The 18,993-nt window shown below is 43.4% G+C and carries 24 protein-coding genes and 1 riboswitch; of the genes, 17 read left to right on the top strand and 7 right to left on the bottom strand.

The genetic code is table 11. The features are described 5' to 3' along the window. A complete protein-coding gene (gene kduI / locus NYE20_RS12225; protein WP_212082227.1) occupies nucleotides 1-828 on the bottom strand; it encodes a 5-dehydro-4-deoxy-D-glucuronate isomerase in 828 nt (275 codons plus the stop codon). 221 nt (nucleotides 829-1,049) lie between these two features. On the opposite strand from kduI, the gene kdgR reads away from it, so the two are divergent. The 14 genes from kdgR (at nucleotide 1,050) to exnP (ending at nucleotide 15,687) form a co-directional block, all read left to right on the top strand. Continuing rightward, the gene (gene kdgR, locus NYE20_RS12220; protein WP_015383935.1) at nucleotides 1,050-2,069 is read left to right on the top strand and encodes a pectin utilization transcriptional regulator KdgR; all 1,020 of its coding nucleotides are present in this window, start codon (nucleotides 1,050-1,052) and stop codon (nucleotides 2,067-2,069) included. 37 nt (nucleotides 2,070-2,106) lie between these two features. Beyond that, nucleotides 2,107-3,081: a sugar kinase gene (kdgK, locus tag NYE20_RS12215; protein WP_212082224.1), complete on the top strand. Its 975-nt coding sequence runs from the start codon at nucleotides 2,107-2,109 to the stop codon at nucleotides 3,079-3,081. Nucleotide 3,082: 1 nt separating this feature from the next. Continuing rightward, nucleotides 3,083-3,673 (top strand): bifunctional 4-hydroxy-2-oxoglutarate aldolase/2-dehydro-3-deoxy-phosphogluconate aldolase, encoded by a 591-nt coding sequence (eda, locus tag NYE20_RS12210; RefSeq protein ID WP_212082222.1) that lies wholly within the window; start codon nucleotides 3,083-3,085, stop codon nucleotides 3,671-3,673. A 44-nt stretch (nucleotides 3,674-3,717) separates the two neighbouring features. Then, nucleotides 3,718-4,710 (top strand): 2-keto-3-deoxygluconate transporter, encoded by a 993-nt coding sequence (gene kdgT, locus NYE20_RS12205; RefSeq protein WP_327840281.1) that lies wholly within the window; start codon nucleotides 3,718-3,720, stop codon nucleotides 4,708-4,710. Nucleotides 4,711-4,821: 111 nt separating this feature from the next. Then, nucleotides 4,822-6,327 (top strand): carboxypeptidase M32, encoded by a 1,506-nt coding sequence (gene ypwA, locus NYE20_RS12200; RefSeq protein ID WP_212082219.1) that lies wholly within the window; start codon nucleotides 4,822-4,824, stop codon nucleotides 6,325-6,327. A 141-nt stretch (nucleotides 6,328-6,468) separates the two neighbouring features. Next, a riboswitch (purine riboswitch) is annotated at nucleotides 6,469-6,568 on the top strand. A 90-nt stretch (nucleotides 6,569-6,658) separates the two neighbouring features. Then, nucleotides 6,659-7,243 (top strand): xanthine phosphoribosyltransferase, encoded by a 585-nt coding sequence (xpt, locus tag NYE20_RS12195; RefSeq protein WP_032726019.1) that lies wholly within the window; start codon nucleotides 6,659-6,661, stop codon nucleotides 7,241-7,243. Further along, nucleotides 7,240-8,556 (top strand): xanthine permease PbuX, encoded by a 1,317-nt coding sequence (gene pbuX / locus NYE20_RS12190; protein WP_029726797.1) that lies wholly within the window; start codon nucleotides 7,240-7,242, stop codon nucleotides 8,554-8,556. The genes xpt and pbuX overlap by 4 nt, the downstream gene beginning before the upstream one ends. 72 nt (nucleotides 8,557-8,628) lie before the next feature. Then, the gene (gene bpsA / locus NYE20_RS12185) at nucleotides 8,629-9,726 is read left to right on the top strand and encodes a type III polyketide synthase BpsA (RefSeq protein WP_250607806.1); all 1,098 of its coding nucleotides are present in this window, start codon (nucleotides 8,629-8,631) and stop codon (nucleotides 9,724-9,726) included. Between the two features lie 3 nt (nucleotides 9,727-9,729). Beyond that, on the top strand, nucleotides 9,730-10,236 hold the full coding sequence (gene bpsB, locus NYE20_RS12180) for an alkylpyrone methyltransferase (RefSeq protein ID WP_004398552.1): 507 nt from the start codon (nucleotides 9,730-9,732) through the stop codon (nucleotides 10,234-10,236). Nucleotides 10,237-10,306: 70 nt separating this feature from the next. Next, complete coding sequence (gene fbpC / locus NYE20_RS12175) at nucleotides 10,307-10,396, top strand: Fur-regulated basic protein FbpC (RefSeq protein WP_100069434.1); 90 nt, start codon at nucleotides 10,307-10,309, stop codon at nucleotides 10,394-10,396. Nucleotides 10,397-10,571: 175 nt separating this feature from the next. Further along, nucleotides 10,572-14,153, top strand: coding sequence for a dynamin GTPase (gene dynA / locus NYE20_RS12170; protein WP_339183085.1), 3,582 nt, complete (start codon nucleotides 10,572-10,574; stop codon nucleotides 14,151-14,153). A gap of 64 nt (nucleotides 14,154-14,217) precedes the next feature. Next, nucleotides 14,218-14,475, top strand: coding sequence for a YpbS family protein (locus NYE20_RS12165; RefSeq protein WP_021481513.1), 258 nt, complete (start codon nucleotides 14,218-14,220; stop codon nucleotides 14,473-14,475). A 74-nt stretch (nucleotides 14,476-14,549) separates the two neighbouring features. Further along, nucleotides 14,550-14,696 (top strand): hypothetical protein, encoded by a 147-nt coding sequence (locus NYE20_RS12160; RefSeq protein ID WP_003230761.1) that lies wholly within the window; start codon nucleotides 14,550-14,552, stop codon nucleotides 14,694-14,696. 100 nt (nucleotides 14,697-14,796) lie between these two features. Beyond that, the gene (exnP, locus tag NYE20_RS12155) at nucleotides 14,797-15,687 is read left to right on the top strand and encodes a 5'-3' exonuclease ExnP (RefSeq protein WP_003230763.1); all 891 of its coding nucleotides are present in this window, start codon (nucleotides 14,797-14,799) and stop codon (nucleotides 15,685-15,687) included. Between the two features lie 7 nt (nucleotides 15,688-15,694). Here exnP and sspL read toward each other — a convergent pair whose 3' ends face one another. The 3 genes from sspL to NYE20_RS12140 are packed head-to-tail and all read right to left on the bottom strand — an operon-like array spanning nucleotide 15,695 to nucleotide 16,952. Next, nucleotides 15,695-15,823, bottom strand: a complete 129-nt coding sequence (gene sspL / locus NYE20_RS12150; RefSeq protein ID WP_003218255.1) for a small, acid-soluble spore protein L — start codon at nucleotides 15,821-15,823, stop codon at nucleotides 15,695-15,697. Nucleotides 15,824-15,864: 41 nt separating this feature from the next. After that, a complete protein-coding gene (locus NYE20_RS12145) occupies nucleotides 15,865-16,263 on the bottom strand; it encodes a reverse transcriptase-like protein (protein ID WP_015251853.1) in 399 nt (132 codons plus the stop codon). After that, nucleotides 16,263-16,952, bottom strand: coding sequence for a queuosine precursor transporter (locus tag NYE20_RS12140; RefSeq protein WP_014477139.1), 690 nt, complete (start codon nucleotides 16,950-16,952; stop codon nucleotides 16,263-16,265). Before NYE20_RS12140 ends, NYE20_RS12145 begins: the two co-directional genes overlap by 1 nt. Nucleotides 16,953-17,034: 82 nt before the next feature. On the opposite strand from NYE20_RS12140, the gene NYE20_RS12135 reads away from it, so the two are divergent. Both NYE20_RS12135 and NYE20_RS12130 read left to right on the top strand, forming a co-directional pair. Beyond that, complete coding sequence (locus tag NYE20_RS12135; protein ID WP_103804213.1) at nucleotides 17,035-17,715, top strand: ribonuclease H family protein; 681 nt, start codon at nucleotides 17,035-17,037, stop codon at nucleotides 17,713-17,715. After that, a complete protein-coding gene (locus NYE20_RS12130) occupies nucleotides 17,708-17,890 on the top strand; it encodes a zinc-finger domain-containing protein (protein WP_004399003.1) in 183 nt (60 codons plus the stop codon). Before NYE20_RS12135 ends, NYE20_RS12130 begins: the two co-directional genes overlap by 8 nt. Nucleotides 17,891-17,917: 27 nt before the next feature. Here the strand turns inward: NYE20_RS12130 and NYE20_RS12125 are convergent, their stop codons facing one another. Further along, nucleotides 17,918-18,187, bottom strand: a complete 270-nt coding sequence (locus tag NYE20_RS12125) for a DUF2564 family protein (RefSeq protein WP_004398863.1) — start codon at nucleotides 18,185-18,187, stop codon at nucleotides 17,918-17,920. Nucleotides 18,188-18,341: 154 nt separating this feature from the next. Between NYE20_RS12125 and degR the strand changes: the two genes are divergently transcribed. Continuing rightward, on the top strand, nucleotides 18,342-18,524 hold the full coding sequence (gene degR, locus NYE20_RS12120; protein ID WP_003230774.1) for a transcriptional regulator DegR: 183 nt from the start codon (nucleotides 18,342-18,344) through the stop codon (nucleotides 18,522-18,524). A gap of 51 nt (nucleotides 18,525-18,575) precedes the next feature. Here degR and cspD read toward each other — a convergent pair whose 3' ends face one another. Next, a complete protein-coding gene (cspD, locus tag NYE20_RS12115; RefSeq protein ID WP_003153604.1) occupies nucleotides 18,576-18,776 on the bottom strand; it encodes a cold-shock protein CspD in 201 nt (66 codons plus the stop codon). 15 nt (nucleotides 18,777-18,791) lie between these two features. Next, on the bottom strand, nucleotides 18,792-18,938 hold the full coding sequence (locus tag NYE20_RS12110) for a hypothetical protein (RefSeq protein ID WP_141949926.1): 147 nt from the start codon (nucleotides 18,936-18,938) through the stop codon (nucleotides 18,792-18,794). Nucleotides 18,939-18,993: the final 55 nt, after the last annotated feature.

The following is an 18,993-nucleotide window of genomic DNA, read 5'->3' as shown; positions in this document are numbered from 1 at the left end:
TTATTTCAGCCCATCCATCGGAACGAGATCCATGTCCGTAAATGTGTAATTTTCTCCAGCCATCGCCCACACAAAGCTATAGTTTGATGTTCCTGCGCCAGAATGAATAGACCAGGCGGGAGAAAGGACAGCCTGCTCATTTCCAACAACAAGATGGCGTGTTTCGTCCGGCTGGCCCATGAAATGAAATACCTTTGAGTCCTTTTCAAGATCCAGATAAAGATAAGCCTCCATCCGACGGTCATGAACGTGTGCCGGCATGGTATTCCAGTTGTTGTTTTGATCTAACATCGTTATTCCCATCATCAGCTGACAGCTTTTAATGCCATCCTGATGAATGACTTTGTACAGACTTCTGACATTAGACGCTGCATCATCACCAAGGCGGTCCGGTGTCAGTTCAGCTAGGGCGGCTTTTTGCGTCGGATAGCTTTTGTGAGCGCAAGCGGAGACGAAGTAAAACTTCGCTTTTTCCCCGTTCAGGCTTGAAAATGCTACATCCTGATTACCCATTCCAATATAGAGAAAATCCTTTGTTTGAAGCACATATTCATCTTCGCCAACCCTGACAGCGCCAGGCTGACCGACATTAATAATCCCGATTTCACGCCGTTCCAAAAAGAAGTCTGTTTTTAGAAAATCATCTGCATCAAGCTTCAGTTCACTTTGCCCTGGAGCCGCTCCGCCGATGACAACCCGGTCTTCATGTGAGTAATACATCGTAAGTTTGTTTTCTGTAAATAAAGGATCCATTAAGAAATGACGGCGAAGCTCCTCTGTTGTAAAGCGTTTTACTTGTTCAGGATGTACAGAATAACGATTTTCCATTATATTTCCCCCTCGGTTAGGATTTCAGCATCACTTGAATGAAAATGTTTTGGTAACGGTTTCAAAGAAAATTTTAGGATATATAGGGAAAAGAGTCAACGAAAAAATAATGAATTGACACATTATTAAAAAAACTCTTTCCAAATTTTAAAATTATGGTATTCTTTTGTTGTAACGGTTTTGAAATCGGTTTCAAATATAAGAGATACAGGAGCACTTGAATGAAAAAGAAAACAACAGGCCATACAACCATCAAAGATGTAGCTGAATGTGCAGGAGTTTCGAAATCGACAGTTTCCCGCTATATTAACGGAAAAATTGATGCGATTTCTCCTGAAAAAGTGAAAAACATTAAAAAGGCAATCGCAGAATTGAATTATCGGCCGAGTAAAATGGCACAAGGTTTGAAAATAAAAAAAAGCAAGTTAATCGGATTTGTTGTGGCTGACATTACAAATCCTTTTTCGGTCGCTGCTTTCAGGGGAGTCGAGGAGGTTTGTGATCAATATGGATACAGCATTATGGTGTGCAACACAGATAATAGTCCTGAAAAAGAGCGGGAAATGCTCTTAAAGCTAGAAGCCCATTCGGTTGAGGGCCTGATTTTAAATGCAACAGGGGAAAACAAGGATGTACTGCGCGCTTTTGCTGAACAGCAAATTCCAACGATCTTAATTGACCGGAAACTGCCGGATCTGAAACTGGATACCGTAACGACTGACAACAGATGGATCACAAAAGAGATTCTTCAGAAGGTTTACAGCAAAGGGTATACTGATGTCGCGCTGTTTACCGAACCGATTTCCTCTATCAGCCCTCGTGCAGAAAGAGCAGCTGTGTATCAGGAAATGGCTTCCGTTCAAAATGTGAACGGGCTTGTCAGATTGCATGAAATTGACGTAAAGGACAAGGAGCAGCTTAAGGCGGCGCTTCGTTCTTTTCACAAGGAAATGCCGGAGCAAAAAAAAGCGATTCTGGCTTTGAATGGCTTGATTATGCTGAAAATCATCAGCTGTATGGAAGAGCTTGGCCTGCGCATCCCTCAAGATATAGGGATTGCAGGATTTGATGATACGGAATGGTATAAACTGATCGGTCCAGGCATTACAACGATCGCCCAGCCGTCACATGATATGGGCAGGACGGCGATGGAACGTGTATTAAAAAGGATTGAAGGTGACAAAGGAGCGCCTCAAACCATTGAATTAGAGGCAAAAGTCATCATGAGAAAGTCACTTTAATCCTAGGTGCCCTCAACTAAGAGGAGGTTGGGAAGAGATGAAGCTTGATGCGGTGACATTCGGGGAATCAATGGCCATGTTTTATGCAAATGAGTATGGAGGCCTTCATGAAGTATCGACTTTTTCTAAAGGGCTTGCCGGAGCAGAAAGCAATGTGGCCTGCGGCCTTGCCAGACTCGGTTTCCGAATGGGATGGATGAGCAAGGTCGGCAATGATCAGCTCGGAACGTTTATTTTACAAGAGCTTAAAAAAGAGGGAGTGGATGTGTCCCGCGTGATCCGCTCGCAGGACGATAATCCCACCGGGCTGCTGCTGAAGTCAAAAGTGAAAGAAGGTGACCCGCAAGTTACCTACTATAGGAAAAACTCAGCTGCAAGCACATTAACTTCAGCTGAATATCCGAGAGATTATTTTCAATGCGCAGGCCATTTGCATGTGACAGGCATTCCGCCTGCTTTATCAGCCGAGATGAAAGACTTCACGTATCATGTCATGAACGACATGAGAAACGCAGGGAAGACCATTTCATTCGACCCTAATGTAAGACCTTCGCTTTGGCCTGATCAAGCAACAATGGTACACACAATCAATGATCTGGCTTGGCTTGCAGACTGGTTTTTCCCGGGTATCGCAGAGGGAGAGCTTTTGACCGGAGAAAAAACACCTGAAGGCATTGCCGACTATTATTTGAAAAAAGGTGCCAGCTTTGTTGCTATTAAACTTGGAAAAGAAGGCGCTTACTTTAAAACGGGGACAAGTGAAGGATTTCTAGAAGGCTGCCGGGTCGACCGGGTGGTTGATACGGTCGGCGCCGGAGACGGATTTGCAGTCGGTGTAATCAGCGGTATCCTAGACGGTTTGTCGTACAAGGATGCGGTGCAAAGGGGAAATGCGATTGGCGCTTTGCAAGTGCAGACACCGGGGGATATGGACGGTTTGCCGACCAGGGAGAAATTAGCTTCTTTTTTATCTGCTCAAAGAACGGTTCACCAAAAGAAAGGGGATTATTAATATGGAGTCCAAAGTCGTTGAAAACCGTCTGAAAGAAGCAAAGCTGATTGCAGTCATTCGTTCAAAGGATAAGCAGGAGGCCTGTCAGCAGATTGAGAGTTTATTAGATAAAGGGATTCGTGCAGTTGAAGTGACGTATACGACCCCCGGGGCATCAGAAATTATCGAATCCTTCCGTAATAGGGAAGATATTTTAATTGGCGCGGGCACGGTCATCACCGCGCAGCAAGCAGGGGAAGCTGCTGAGGCTGGCGCGCAGTTTATTGTCAGTCCAGGTTTTTCAGCTGACCTTGCTGAACATCTATCTTTTGTAAAGGCACATTATATCCCCGGCGTCTTGACTCCAAGCGAGATTATGGAAGCGCTGACATGCGGTTTTACGACATTAAAGCTGTTCCCAAGCGGTGTGTTTGGCATTCCGTTTATGAAAAATTTAGCGGGTCCTTTCCCGCAGGTGACCTTTATTCCGACAGGCGGGATACATCCGTCTGAAGTGCCGGATTGGCTTAGAGCCGGAGCTGGCGCCGTCGGAGTCGGCAGCCAGCTGGGCAGTTGTTCAAAAGAGGATTTGCAGGCTGTTTTCCAAGTGTAAGTGGAATTGTTTTTTCATAACCGGAGGATGGGAGAATCCACAATATGAAAATCAAGGCGACAATTGAACGGATACCTGGCGGAATGATGATTATTCCGCTATTTCTTGGAGCGGCGCTCAACACGTTTGCGCCTGGAACAGCGGAGTTCTTTGGAGGGTTTACGGGTGCTTTGATTACCGGAACGCTGCCGATATTGGGTGTTTTTATCTTTTGCGTAGGAGCAACGATTGATTTTCGTTCTTCAGGCTATATCGCAAGAAAAGGAATCACGTTATTATTGGGGAAGGTCGGATTTGCGGCGCTGCTCGGCGTGATCGCAGCGCAATTTATACCTGACGAAGGCATACAATCCGGCTTTTTTGCAGGCCTTTCTGTTTTAGCAATTGTCGCCGTAATGAATGAAACGAACGGCGGACTGTATTTAGCGCTTATGAACCATATGGGAAGAAAAGAGGATGCGGGCGCTTTCGCCTTTATCAGTACAGAATCAGGTCCTTTTATGACCATGGTGACGTTTGGTGTGACGGGACTTGCCGCATTCCCATGGGAAACGCTGGCAGCGACAGTCATCCCGTTTTTGCTCGGATGTATACTTGGAAATCTGGATCATGATCTCAGAGACTTATTCAGCAAGGTTGTGCCGGCGATCATTCCATTTTTCGCCTTTTCGCTCGGCAATACTTTGAATTTTGGAATGCTGATCCAATCAGGGCTGCTCGGCATTTTTATCGGAGTTTCTGTCGTCATTTTATCGGGCAGTTCTTTGTTTTTGCTTGATCGTTTTATTGCGCGGGGAGACGGTGTCGCGGGTGTGGCGGCTTCTTCTACGGCGGGGGCTGCTGTAGCCGTGCCATACGCATTAGCTGAAGCGAATGCCTCATTTGCGCCAGTTGCTGAATCGGCAACCGCAATCATCGCGACAAGCGTTATTGTCACCTCGCTCTTAACCCCGCTGGCAACAGTGTGGGTGGATAAAAAAATCAAGCAGAAAAAGCGGAGAACACCTCCGCCAAAAAATCAAATGACGATCAACTGAATAAAAAGGCTGCCGCTAAACATACCGGCAGCCTTTTATACAAACAATTTGACTTTCATACCCCCTTCCATTAGCCTGTAATGGAACGGCTAGAATAGGGAGGGAATGGATATGGAGATACATACATATGAAAAAGAATTTTTTGATCTTTTAAAAAGAATCTCACATTACAGCGAAGCAGTTGCGTTAATGCATTGGGACTCCAGAACAGGTGCGCCGAAAAACGGCTCAGAGGACCGTGCCGAAAGTATCGGCCAGCTTTCAACAGATATATTCAATATCCAAACATCAGATCGAATGAAGGAGCTTATCGATGTCCTGTATGAACGATTTGATGACCTGTCGGAAGATACGAAAAAAGCAGTGGAACTGGCGAAAAAAGAGTATGAAGAGAATAAGAAAATTCCTGAGGCTGAATACAAAGAATACGTGATTCTGTGTTCAAAGGCAGAAACAGCGTGGGAGGAAGCGAAGGCAAAATCTGATTTCAGCTTGTTTTCTCCTTATTTAGAACAGCTGATTGAATTCAATAAACGTTTTATTACGTACTGGGGATATCAAGAGCATCCTTATGATGCATTGCTTGATTTGTTTGAGCCCGGTGTTACGGTAAAGGTGCTTGATCAGCTGTTTGCTGAGCTGAAGGAAGCGATTATCCCTCTTGTTAAACAGGTGACAGCTTCCGGAAATAAACCAGATACAAGCTTTATTACAAAAGCGTTCCCGAAAGAAAAGCAAAAAGAGCTCAGTCTGTATTTTTTACAGGAGCTTGGCTACGATTTTGATGGCGGAAGACTTGATGAAACCGTTCATCCGTTTGCAACTACGCTGAACCGAGGAGACGTTCGGGTCACGACCAGATATGATGAAAAAGATTTCCGGACGGCGATCTTTGGCACCATTCATGAGTGCGGGCACGCAATATACGAGCAAAATATTGATGAAGCACTCAGCGGCACGAATTTGTCAGACGGCGCATCAATGGGAATTCATGAATCGCAATCATTATTTTACGAGAATTTTATCGGCCGCAACAAGCATTTTTGGACTCCGTACTATAAGAAGATTCAAGAAGCATCACCTGAACAGTTCAAGGACATCTCCCTGGATGATTTTGTCCGAGCAATCAATGAATCAAAACCTTCATTTATCAGGGTCGAAGCGGATGAATTGACGTATCCTCTTCATATCATCATCCGTTATGAAATTGAAAAAGCAATTTTCAGCAATGAAGTGTCTGTGGAAGATCTGCCGTCGCTTTGGAATCAAAAATACCAAGATTATTTAGGGATTACACCGCAGACCGACGCAGAGGGGATTTTACAGGACGTCCATTGGGCAGGAGGAGATTTCGGCTACTTCCCATCCTATGCGCTCGGCTACATGTATGCGGCTCAGCTGAAACAAAAAATGCTTGAGGATCTCCCTGAATTTGACGCTCTCTTGGAAAGAGGAGAGTTCCATCCGATAAAGCAATGGCTAACGGAAAAGGTGCACATTCACGGAAAACGGAAAAAGCCGTTAGACATTATTAAAGATGCAACGGGAGAAGAGCTGAATGTTCGCTATTTAATTGATTATTTATCAAACAAATATTCAAATCTCTATCTGTCATAATCAAAAGCCTGGCGGCGCGGTCGTCAGGCTCTTTTATATCGTATACCCTTGAAATACGAATGATATCTAAAAAAACAAAAATAAAGTTCGGGAATTTTTATTTTCAGCCTATGCAAGAGATTAGAATCTTGATATAATTTATTACAATATAATAGGAACACTCATATAATCGCGTGGATATGGCACGCAAGTTTCTACCGGGCACCGTAAATGTCCGACTATGGGTGAGCAATGGAACCGCACGTGTACGGTTTTTTGTGATATCAGCATTGCTTGCTCTTTATTTGAGCGGGCAATGCTTTTTTTATTCTCATAACGGAGGTAAGACAGGATGGAAGCACTGAAACGGAAAATAGAGGAAGAAGGCGTCGTATTATCTGATCAGGTATTGAAAGTGGATTCTTTTTTGAATCACCAAATTGATCCGCTGCTTATGCAGAGAGTTGGTGACGAATTTGCGTCCAGATTTGCAAAAGACGGTATTACCAAAATTGTGACAATCGAATCATCAGGTATTGCTCCCGCTGTAATGACGGGCTTGAAGCTGGGTGTGCCAGTTGTCTTCGCGAGAAAGCATAAATCGTTAACACTCACCGACAACTTGCTGACAGCGTCTGTTTATTCCTTTACGAAGCAAACAGAAAGCCAAATCGCAGTGTCTGGGACCCACCTGTCGGAACAGGATCATGTGCTGATTATCGATGATTTTTTGGCAAATGGACAGGCAGCGCACGGGCTTGTGTCGATTGTGAAGCAAGCGGGAGCTTCTATTGCGGGAATTGGCATTGTTATTGAAAAGTCATTTCAGCCGGGAAGAGAAGAACTTGTAAAACTGGGCTACCGAGTGGAATCTTTGGCAAGAATTCAGTCTTTAGAAGAAGGAAAAGTGTCCTTCGTACAGGAGGTTCATTCATGAGAAATGGATTCGGCAAAACGCTGTCTTTAGGGATTCAGCATGTTCTCGCCATGTATGCCGGCGCCATTGTCGTTCCTCTGATTGTCGGAAAAGCAATGGGACTGACCGTCGAGCAGCTGACTTACTTAGTATCAATTGATATTTTTATGTGCGGTGTGGCTACACTTCTGCAAGTGTGGAGCAACCGATTTTTTGGGATCGGGCTTCCGGTAGTGCTTGGATGTACCTTTACAGCTGTATCGCCAATGATTGCGATTGGATCTGAATATGGGGTTTCAACAGTTTACGGCAGCATTATCGCTTCAGGCATTCTTGTCATTCTTATTTCATTTTTCTTTGGAAAGCTCGTATCGTTTTTTCCGCCGGTCGTGACAGGCTCTGTTGTTACGATTATCGGTATTACACTGATGCCGGTTGCCATGAATAACATGGCCGGCGGAGAAGGAAGTGCAGATTTCGGAGATCTCTCCAACCTTGCTCTTGCTTTTACCGTGTTGAGTATCATTGTGCTTCTGTACCGTTTTACAAAAGGCTTTATCAAGTCCGTCTCGATTTTGATCGGTATTTTGATTGGCACCTTCATCGCTTATTTTATGGGGAAAGTTCAATTTGATAATGTTTCGGACGCGGCAGTTGTTCAAATGATTCAGCCATTTTACTTCGGCGCGCCGTCTTTTCATGCAGCGCCTATCATTACGATGTCCATCGTTGCAATTGTCAGCCTTGTGGAGTCAACTGGTGTTTACTTTGCTTTAGGTGACCTGACAAACCGCCGTTTGACAGAGAAAGATTTGTCTAAAGGCTATCGAGCTGAAGGACTGGCTGTGCTTCTGGGAGGTATTTTTAACGCTTTTCCTTACACGGCATTCTCTCAAAACGTCGGGCTTGTTCAGCTTACAGGGATCAAAAAAAATGCCGTCATTGTGGTCACAGGTGTGATCCTAATGGCATTTGGGCTGTTTCCAAAGATCGCTGCTTTCACGACCATTATTCCATCCGCTGTTTTGGGCGGTGCAATGGTGGCGATGTTTGGAATGGTGATTGCTTACGGAATTAAAATGCTCAGCCGCATTGATTTTGCGAAACAGGAAAATCTGCTGATTGTTGCTTGCTCAGTGGGATTGGGGCTCGGTGTGACCGTTGTGCCGGATATTTTCAAACAGCTTCCGAGTGCCTTAACGCTGCTTACAACGAATGGCATTGTGGCGGGCAGCTTTACTGCAGTCGTCTTAAATATTGTATATAACGTTTTTTCTAAAGCTAAAAAAACAGAACAAGAAGCTGACCTCGCTGAACAAAAAACAGCAGTCTAACTCCGCCGCGGCGGAGTTTTTTTGCATATAAAAAAGATTGTTGCGGCACAATGTATGCAAAGAGGTGATCGCATGGCGTTTATTTTATCCATTGGAACAAGTCTTCCTGCGTATAATGTAAACCAAGAGAAAGCGGCCGAGTTCGCCCGCTATATGTTTCAGCATTCTTTTAAGGATATTGACCGGCTGTTATCCTCCTTTAAAAACGGGCAAATCCATTCGAGACAGTTTGTTAAGCCGATTGAATGGTATAAAGAGGGGCACAGCTTTGAAGAAAAAAATCAAATATACATAGAAGAAACACTTAAACACAGCAGAGCGGCTGTTCGTGAGTGCCTCTCTCATCCGGAATTTTTTCAAGAAGCCATTCCTTATGAGAAAGTGGAAGCTGTTTTTTTCGTCTCCAGTACAGGTCTTTCCACACCGAGTATCGAGGCGCGGCTTATGAATGAACTTCCGTTTTCTCCATATACGAAGCGGATCCCGATTTGGGGGCTTGGCTGTGCAGGAGGAGCCAGCGGACTTGCGCGTGCAACCGAATACTGCAAAGCGTATCCTGAGGCTTTTGTGCTTGTCATTGCTGCCGAGCTGTGCAGCCTGACATTCCAGCCGGAAGATAAAACGAAAAGCAATCTGATCGGCACCTCGCTTTTTGGTGACGGCATTGCCGCAGCTTTATTATGCGGAGAGAAGGCGGACCGCAGGATGTCAAAGCTGAAACTTGCGCCGAAGATAATGGACGCCCAATCTGTTTTGATGAAACAATCAGAAGATGTCATGGGCTGGGACTTTACCGATCAAGGATTCAAAGTCATTTTCTCACGAGACATTCCAACCTTGGTGGAAAAATGGCTCAAAACAAATGTACAGATTTTTTTGGACAAACATAAGCTGTCATTCCATGATATCAGTGTTTTTTTGGCGCATCCAGGCGGAAAAAAAGTGATCGATGCATACATCAAAAGTCTCGGGCTGTCGTCAGAAAAGCTTTCATCTGCGCAAAGCATTTTGCAAAAGCACGGAAATATGTCTTCAGCCACAATCTTGTATGTGATCAAAGACCATCTGCAGAACGGACATAAAAAGGAAGCTGAACGAGGACTGATTGGCGCATTAGGGCCGGGTTTCTCATCAGAATTGCTGTTATTCAGCTGGGAAAAGGGGGCCTGACTCATGTTTTGGTTGTTGATCGCCATTCTCATTGTTCAAAGAGCAGCAGAAATGGCAGTGGCCAGGCAAAACGAACAAAAGGTAAAGAAGCAAGGAGCAATTGAATTTGGCGAGAGCCACTATCCGTATATCATTACGATGCATATCCTTTTTTTCCTGTCCTTAATTGCCGAGGTGCTGCTGATGAATAAACAGCCGTCCAGCTGGTGGCTCGGTATCGCTGCAGTTATTTTAAGCGTACAGATCGTACGGTATTGGGCGCTTTGTTCCTTAGGGGCATATTGGAATACGAAAATCCTTGTTGTTCCAGGTGTAGAGCTTGTAAAAAAAGGTCCATATAAATGGATGAAACATCCAAACTATGCCGTTGTTATACTCGAAATTTTGCTGATTCCGCTGCTTTATCAAGCATACGTCACCATGTGTCTGTTTTCCATTTTCAATGCCGTGTTGTTAAGCGTCAGAATTCGCGCAGAAGACAAAGCATTACAGGAATACAGCGTAAAATAGCGATTGAAAATCATTCTCAACCATGTTAAAATGGATTTGAAAAAGATTCTCAATCAGGATGGTGAAGCAAATGACAATGCTGTTTTTGCTTGGAGCGGTTTGTACATATAGTGTATTAATTGGTTTTGTATTAAAAGGAATCTCTAATAAATCTGTTTGATGAATCTGGAACTTGTAAAAGTTGCAGATTTTCTTTTATAGAAGCTGCCGTAATGGCGGCTTTTTTCTATTCTCCTAAAGAAATTTGGTTTATTCTTGTGTAAAATGAAAAGGGAATGAATTCAGATCTTTCGAAAAAGGTTCACAATTGAAACGGCACAAAGGGGTTCAGACTTATGACAGATCAAAACAGAAAAGAGCTTTTGCATAAAACCGGGGAACTTTATAAGCAATTTATTGAGAATCAAGATGAACAAAGGGCTGCTAAACTGGCTGCGGTCATGAAAAAAGCGGCTGATGAAGAGGTTTATATCGCGTTTACCGGGCATTATTCAGCGGGGAAATCGTCACTGCTGAACTGCCTGTTAATGGAGAATATTTTGCCGACAAGCCCGATTCCGACAAGCGCTAACCTTGTTGTGATCAGAAACGGGGAAAAGCGAGTTCGGCTTCATACAACAGACGGAGCGTGTGCTGAGCTGGAAGGGCCTTACCAGAAAGACAAGGTGCAGCAATATTGTAAAGACGGGGAACAGATTGAAATCGTCGAAATTTTTGACAGATATACTGAGATCGATTCCGGGGTTGCGTATATTGATACTCCAGGGATAGATTCAACAGATGATGCGCATTTTCTATCGGCTGCTTCTATTCTTCACCAAGCGGATGCGCTGTTTTACGTCGTTCACTATAATCACGTGCACTCTGAGGAAAATGTAAAGTTTCTCAGATCAATAAAAGAAAGCATTCCGAATGTGTATTTTATCGTCAATCAAATTGACCGCCATGATGAGACGGAGACGAAATTTGGAGACTATCAAGCGCAGGTAGAGGAGATGCTTTGCAATGAAGGGATTTCAAAGGAAGCGCTCTATTTTACGTCAGTAACAGAACCGGACCACCCGTTCAATCAGATGGGGGCCCTGAGAGAAGAGTTAAGAAGAATAGAACAGCAATCAAAAAGCAATATGCAGGCTTTAACCGTTCAAAAAGTCCGTAATCTGCTAAAGGAACATACGGAAATGCTGAAGAAAGACGAAACAGGCGCTCCGAGTTTCGCTGAACAGCTTAATATCCAAACTGGACTGGTCCAATCGCTGCGTGATCAATTGGATGAGGCCGAAAAACAAACGACTGAGGCAGAGAAGAGGATGCAGGAAGAAATCAATCGTATTTTAAAAAACGCCAACCTGACGCCTTTTGAAATGCGTGAATTGGCGGCTGCATTTTTAGAATCACAAGAGCCTTCCTTTAAAACCGGCTTTTTCTTTTCTAAAGCGAAAACTGCACAGGAAAGAGATAAAAGGCGGAATGCTTTTTTCTCTGATGTGGCAAAACGAACAGAGGCCGAAGCGGATTGGCATATGATAGACACGCTTCATAAACTCGCCAAGGCATTTGATGTCTATACCGCTGAAAGTGAAAAGCTGATTCAGGCCTATCGCACACCGCTTGATATAAGCATCATTGAACGCGCGGTCAAGCATGGTGCAGCCTTTTCTTCTGAATATGTATTGCAATATACAAAAGATTTGGCAGAGCTCATCCGGAAAGAGGCGAAAAGAGAAGCCGCAGACATCATAAAGGTGCTCTCCGCTATGGTGAAAGAGCGTGTTTCCAAAGACGTGCAAACGATTAACGACCGGCTCGTCCAAGAATCAGAAAAACTTGTCTTTCTTCAAGAACAGGCGCGTTTAGAGAATAATGCCCGAGAGAAAACCGATCGCCTGTGGGCCATTTGGGAAGAAGAGTCCGCATGCCCAATGCATATAGACACAGAATGGTTTAAATCGAAGAAAACAAGAGTGGCGGCTCCAGAGCAGAAACAAGGCCGAAGCCAGCTGACGGCGCAGCCGATGCCGAAATCAGAAATCAAAATGGAACAAGAAATGCCGCTTCAAGACCAAATCAAACGCTTTTACACTTTGTCTGACCTTTTAGGCGAATGCAGCATGTTGTTAAAGCAAACTTCAGCGTTTCGTGAAAGGGTGAAAAGGCTTGAGGAACGGAAATTTACACTCGCTCTTTTTGGAGGCTTCAGCTCGGGGAAATCATCATTTGCCAATGCGCTTGTCGGCGAAAGAGTGCTGCCATCCTCACCAACGCCAACCACAGCGACAATTAACAAGATCACAATGCCAATCAATGGCAACTTAAACAAAACAGCGGATGTAGTGTTTAAGACAGAGGATGACATAACGGCTGAAATTTTGCAGCTCACCGGAATACCAAAGGAACCGGCAGGCCGTTCCTTCACAGAGAAGTGGGAAAAGGCAGTCAAAAAAAACAGGCTGCAGGAAGAACACGTGAAATTGATCAGCAATTTCCTGCTTGCATATGAGAAGTATCAGCAGTATATACAGGAACAGAAGAAATTAACGATTCCGCTATCTGAATTAAAGCCGTATGTAGCAGAGGAAACAACGGCCTGTGCTGTGAAAGAGGTAACGGTCTACTATACATGCCCGCTCACTGAAAAAGGGATTACGATCGTTGATACACCCGGCGCGAGCAGCATGAATAAACGGCATACAGAACTGGCATTCCAATATATCAAAGATGCTGATGCATTTTTTTATATGACTTATTATCAGCACTCTTTTTCAAAAGGAGACCGTTCATTTTTGCGAAAGCTTGGACTTGTGAAAGAATCGCTCAGCATGGATAAAATGTTTTTTATTATTAATGCTGCAGACCTTGCAAAAGATAAAACAGAACTCGAAACAGTGACCGATTATGTCAGCGCAGAGCTTGTAAAAGAAGGGGTTTATGAACCGCAGCTCTTTACTGTATCAAGTAAGGAGGAACTGGTGGGAAAACCGGAGTCATTTTACAATCAGTTCTCAAAAGTAAGAAAACACTTAGACCGGTTTATCGAAGTGGATGTAAAAAAAGCGTCAGCAGCGCAGCTCAGTTCGGAGGCAGACAAACTATGCGAAACCGTTTTTCAGCTTCACCAATCCCGGCATCAGTCCCGAGAAGAGAAGGAAGCGCAGAAACAGCGCCTTATGCTGTCATTTGAGCGGACAGCGGCCGATATCGAGAAACGGCGGAACTCAGAAACCATCATTGAAAAAGTAAAAAAAGATACAAGAGAGCAGCTATATCACATTACACAGCGATTATCATATTTTGCAAATGATTTATTAAAATCGGCATTTCATCCCGGGCTGCAAAACGGGGATTGGAAAAAGAACGTCAGTAAGGCGATGACAACAGCCTTACATGAATATCAATTTGAATATATTCAGGAAATCAAAACGCTTGATGTTCGCATGAGCGGTTTCATCGAACGGCATATCAATGAAGAATGGCTGGATCATTTTCAAAAAACATTAAACGAGGACGGTTATTTTTCCGTTTATGCGGGTGATCAGCATTCGAACGGCATACAGTTGAAGGAAGTTGAACCGGAAATAGAAGAACGTGCTTTTGAGCAGGAACTAAAAGAGGTCAAATCACCGAAGCAGTTTTTTGAGCAGAAAGGAAAATCGGCCTTTATCGAAGCTGTACGGATGAAACTTACGAAAATCACAGAGGCATGGATAAAAAATGAAGAAGAAAGCCTGATTTCTCATTACACAGCTCACCTCAGACGCTTACAGGAAGATATGGGCGAAAAAGCAATCGCGCAAATAACGGATCAAAAAGAGACATATTTAAGAGGATATGCGGAAGGGGAACATGCGAAAGAGATTGAAATAGCGTACCAGGCGTGCATCTCCTGGAAAAATTCAGACAATACAATAAAAATGTAAAATTCAGTTGGCTTGTATTTCAAGTCATGGTAGACTAAATAGAAAAAAGCGAGATGAACGATTAATGTCAGAGGTACATAAAGCAATTTCAGCACATTCATCAAAACAGCACGAGCATATCAAAGCATTTATGCGTCTTGAAAATATGCGTGAATTGGCGATTGAAGAAGCTGTTGCGAAATGCAAAAACGATGAGCCTTATACTACAGAAGCAATTAATGAAATTACCGAGCAAATGAATCAGCTCGCTAAAAAAGGCATCGTCCCGACAAGACGGCTTGTATCAAAAGAAATGGTCAGAGAATACGTAAGCCGCATGTAAGCTGGATGATCCTGTCGCGAGTGAACCTCCTGCCGGAAGCATATACTATATGCATCCGACGTAAGGGGGGATTCATGTTGGGCAGAACAAAGCTCGGAAACAGAAATGCACAGGCGAATAACAATGCCAAAAAGAAAAACGGATTTCAAACCCATTTTGACTCTTACGCAGGACGCGAAGCTGAAAAGCTGATCGCCAGCAACAAAAGACACAACGATTGATAAATATCCAAACAGTATCTCTAATTAAAGAGATACTGTTTTTTATTTTTGGGCTGCTTTATGATAAAATAGAAGGAATGAAAGAAAAGGGAGTTATTTGATGAATAATAATAAACTATTGCTGGTTGACGGCATGGCTCTTTTATTCCGGGCTTTTTTTGCCACGGCCGTACATCGCAACTTTATGATAAATGACAGCGGGGTGCCGACGAACGGCGTCAACGGCTTTTTAAAGCATTTGATTACAGCTGTGGAAACATTCCAGCCGACACACGTCGTCTGCTGCTGGGACATGGGGAGCAAAACGTACCGAAATGATTTGTTCCAAGATTATAAGGCCAACCGCAGCGCGCCGCCTGTGGAGCTGATTCCGCAGTTTGATTTGGCAAAGGAAGCAGCCGCAGAGCTTGGAATCATGAATATTGGCTTTGCCGGTTATGAAGCGGATGACTGTATCGGTACTCTTGCCGATTTATTTGCGAATGAAGCGGACATTACGGTCGTAACAGGAGACAGAGATTTACTTCAGCTGTTAACGGATAAAGTAAGCGTTGCTTTGCTTCAAAAAGGAATCGGAAATTATAAAGTCTATACAAAAGAGACTTTTTATGAAGAAACAGGCGTAATGCCGAAGGCTTTGATTGATATTAAAGCGCTTATGGGAGATTCCAGTGATAACTATCCCGGAGTCAAAGGGATTGGAGAAAAAACAGCCTACAAACTGATTCGTGAATACGAAACGATTGACCGTTTATTGGAAAATCTTTCTCTTCTTCCAAAAGGACAGCAGGGAAAAATTCAGCAAGGTTTAAGCGATTTGGAGATGTCGAGGAAGCTTGCGGAAATTCATTGCTCAGTGCCGCTGGCCTGCACACTGAAAGACGCTTTATTTACTTTGCAAATGGAGCAGGCGGCTGACATGCTTCGCCGCCACCAAATCAAAGGAATTGAGCGTATGCTTGAAAAGCTGAACGCTAGAGAGATCGTTTAGATCTTCTCTAGCGTTTTGTATTGCTTTTTTTTGCTCTCTCCTCAAGCTCTGTTTTAGGGTCATTATGTGTATTGCCTTCCAGGTCGCCTTGCGGAGTAACACCGCCGGTCAGCCGGCCTTTATCTTTCTTTTTCATGTTAGTTCACCTCCCCATTAGGATGAACCAATCATCAAGATTTAATTCTTTTCATTCAGCCGAATCGCTTCTTTTGCCAGAAGATCGGCTTTTTGGTTTTGCTTGCCCGGTATCCATTTGATGAAAAAAAGGGGGAATGCCGCTTTTAATCGGATGATTTCTTCTACGAACGGTTGAAACGTTTTATTTTTAACCATTTCAAGCTCAGTGGCGCGTTCCACAATATCTGAATCGGTTCGAAAGGAAACCGATTGATACCCGCGCGTTGCACATAGCTTCATCCCTTCAATTAATGCAAGAAATTCCGCTTCCTGATTTGTATGCACTCCGATTGGAATAGAGAAGGATTCTGCTGTTCCCTCATGTTTGATAAAAATGCCGATACCCGAAGGCCCGGGATTACCAGCGCTTGCGCCGTCTACGTATATTTCTGTAGGCATTATGAACTCCTTTCATCTTTAGGTATCATTTTTTTGGCTGCATAAGCATAAGGCAATGAAATCAAAGATACCGCAAACTTAATCAAATATGTAGAAATAAAAATATGAAGCCACACGCCTGCCGGATAAATGCCGAGAAAGGCGACTGCAGTGAATATGAATGTATCAAACAGCTGGCTGACTGCTGTACTGCCGCCGTTTCTGAGCCATAAAAGCCGATCAGAAGGAAATATCCTTCTAATTGCCGAATATACATAAACATCCAGCGTTTGGCTGAAGATAAAGGCAAGCAGACTTCCTAACGCAACTCGCGGAAGGAATCCGAAGATCGTTTCCAGCGCTGTTTGTGATATGTCGCTGGAAGCCGGTTCGAAAAGCAGCACACCCTGCATGACAAATGTCAGCGTCAGGAGCGTTGAGAATCCGAGCCATACCGCTTTTCTGGCTTCAGCTGGTCCGTATTTTTCATTCAGCACATCTGTCGCAAAAAAGATTGTGCCATACATCACATTTCCGAGTGTCGCTGTTAAGCCAAACAGTTCAACTGTTTTGACGACTTGGAGGTTGGCGCAGACTGTCGCAAAACCGATCCAAACAAACAGTCCCATTTTGCCAAATCCTTTATAAAATAAAAGAACAATGATAAAATGAATGATCGCAAAAAAGATCCAAAACGAATTATTAAACAAGATGAAAAAGCTTCCTTTCCGGGGTAAGATTGGTTTGATTATAGCATAAGCCCGGCAACTAATGAATGGTAAGGTGATTGTAATGAAGCTCAGACCGCATTTGAAAATAGAAGCAAAAGGAACGGGATCCGTCTCATTTTTTAGCGAAGACTGGCTGACAGCACAGCAGGCACGTATGCTCGCCAGAGAACTTGGCCGTTTTCCATACATGAAAGAGCTAGAGTTCGAAGACGAGAAAGGCGGCAGCTGGACGCTGAAGGAATTGGAAAAGCTGACAGAGGAGCTTGCTCAAGAGCCTGATGACATTACTGTTTATTTTGACGGCAGTTTCGATAAGGAGAGCGAACTGGCCGGTCTCGGGATCGTCATCTATTATTCATTGGGAGGAATCCGGCATCGCTTGAGAAAAAATAAAAGCTTCCGGCTGAAAACCAATAATGAAGCTGAATACGCAGCGCTTTATGAAGCAATAAGAGAAGTAAGAGAGCTTGGGGCAAGCAGAAATTCAATTACAATCAAAGGGGACTCGCTTGTTGTGCTGAATCAGCTTGACGGCAGCTGGCCTTGTTATGATCCATCTCATAATGAATGGCTTGACAAAATAGAAGCACTCCTTGAATCGCTGAAGCTTACTCCAACCTACGAAACAATACAACGAAAAGACAATCAGGAAGCTGACGGCCTCGGTAAAAAAATTCTATCCCATCAATTCGTAGAAAGCCACACGAAATTAGACCGTAACGGAGATGACGATATTGGATAAGAAAATGATCTTTAAAGAACTGACAGAACTGCACGATGAATATTGCAAGGACTGTTTTATTAAGAAGCAGTTTCGCAAAGAATTTGGCAAAACTTATGCGCATTCATTTTGTATCAATAAATGTACGGTTGGTGAAAAGCTGAAACAATACGGAGATGTCTTAACCAATCACTAAAAATAAAAACCGCAGAAGCTGCGGTTTTTATTCTTTGAATTCATCCAGCTGATGCTCGCTGTCATCTAGCAGCTGCTGTTGCTGCTTTACAAATTCAGGATCATCGAGAGCTGCCAGCTCTTCAGATTGTGACAGTTCTCTAGCATCCTCAATGGCTTGGTATGCAGAGTCAACTAATGTTTTGCTTTGGCCTCTCGTCGCAGCTCCTGTTGTTTTCTGCGCTGTTTCCACCGCTAGTTCCAGCTGCCGCTTATCCGTAAAGCCAGTCTGATCCTCATTATGAAATTCTGAAGTCACCAAAAACACCTCCGCCATTATTTTGCAGAGTTTTTTTGAAATTTATGTACCAAAATAGAAAAGAAAATAAAAATAAGCCGATATAACTATTGAACCAGAATAAATAGGACTGTTTTACTATTTGGGTATCTTGATAGAGAAGGGGAACGCAGCTATGGATGATAAAGACTTGAAGTTGATCCTTCACAAAACATTTATAGAAATATACAGTGATTTAGAAGAACTGGCGGATATTGCGAAAAAAGGAAAACCGTCAATGGAAAAGTATGTTGAAGAGATTGAACAGAGGTGCAAACAAAACATTTTGGCGATTGAAATCCAGATGAAAATCAAATAGGAGAGGCGAATGCCTCTCCTCTATTTGTCATCTCATCATCATGTATTGAGTTTAGAGTTTTACAACATTAGAAGCTTGAGGTCCACGATTACCTTCGACAATTTCAAAAGAAACTTCTTGTCCTTCTTCTAATGATTTGTATCCTTCTCCTTCGATAGCTGTGAAGTGAACAAATACATCGTCTCCGCCTTCAACTTCAATGAAGCCGAATCCTTTTTCGTTGTTGAACCATTTTACTTTACCGTTTTGCATATTGCTTAATTCCTCCTAGTACTGTAGCACCCATGTGCTAAAAAAAATTTTGTCATCATTTAACTTTGATTCATTGTTAAATGATGGTTCAACTATACACCATCTGGGAGCACCCGTCAAGTTGTGAAACGGCTTATTTTTCAAAAGAAGGGCAAGTTCCATAAAAAAATGTAACCGCTTTTATTGATGGCTGAATATAAATAAAAAGAGCACACGA

Source organism: Bacillus sp. FSL R5-0416 (assembly GCF_037975425.1).
GTDB lineage: Bacteria > Bacillota > Bacilli > Bacillales > Bacillaceae > Bacillus > Bacillus subtilis.
The sequence above is the reverse complement of the archived record's forward strand: the minus strand, read 5'-3'. Positions and strand labels throughout refer to the sequence as shown.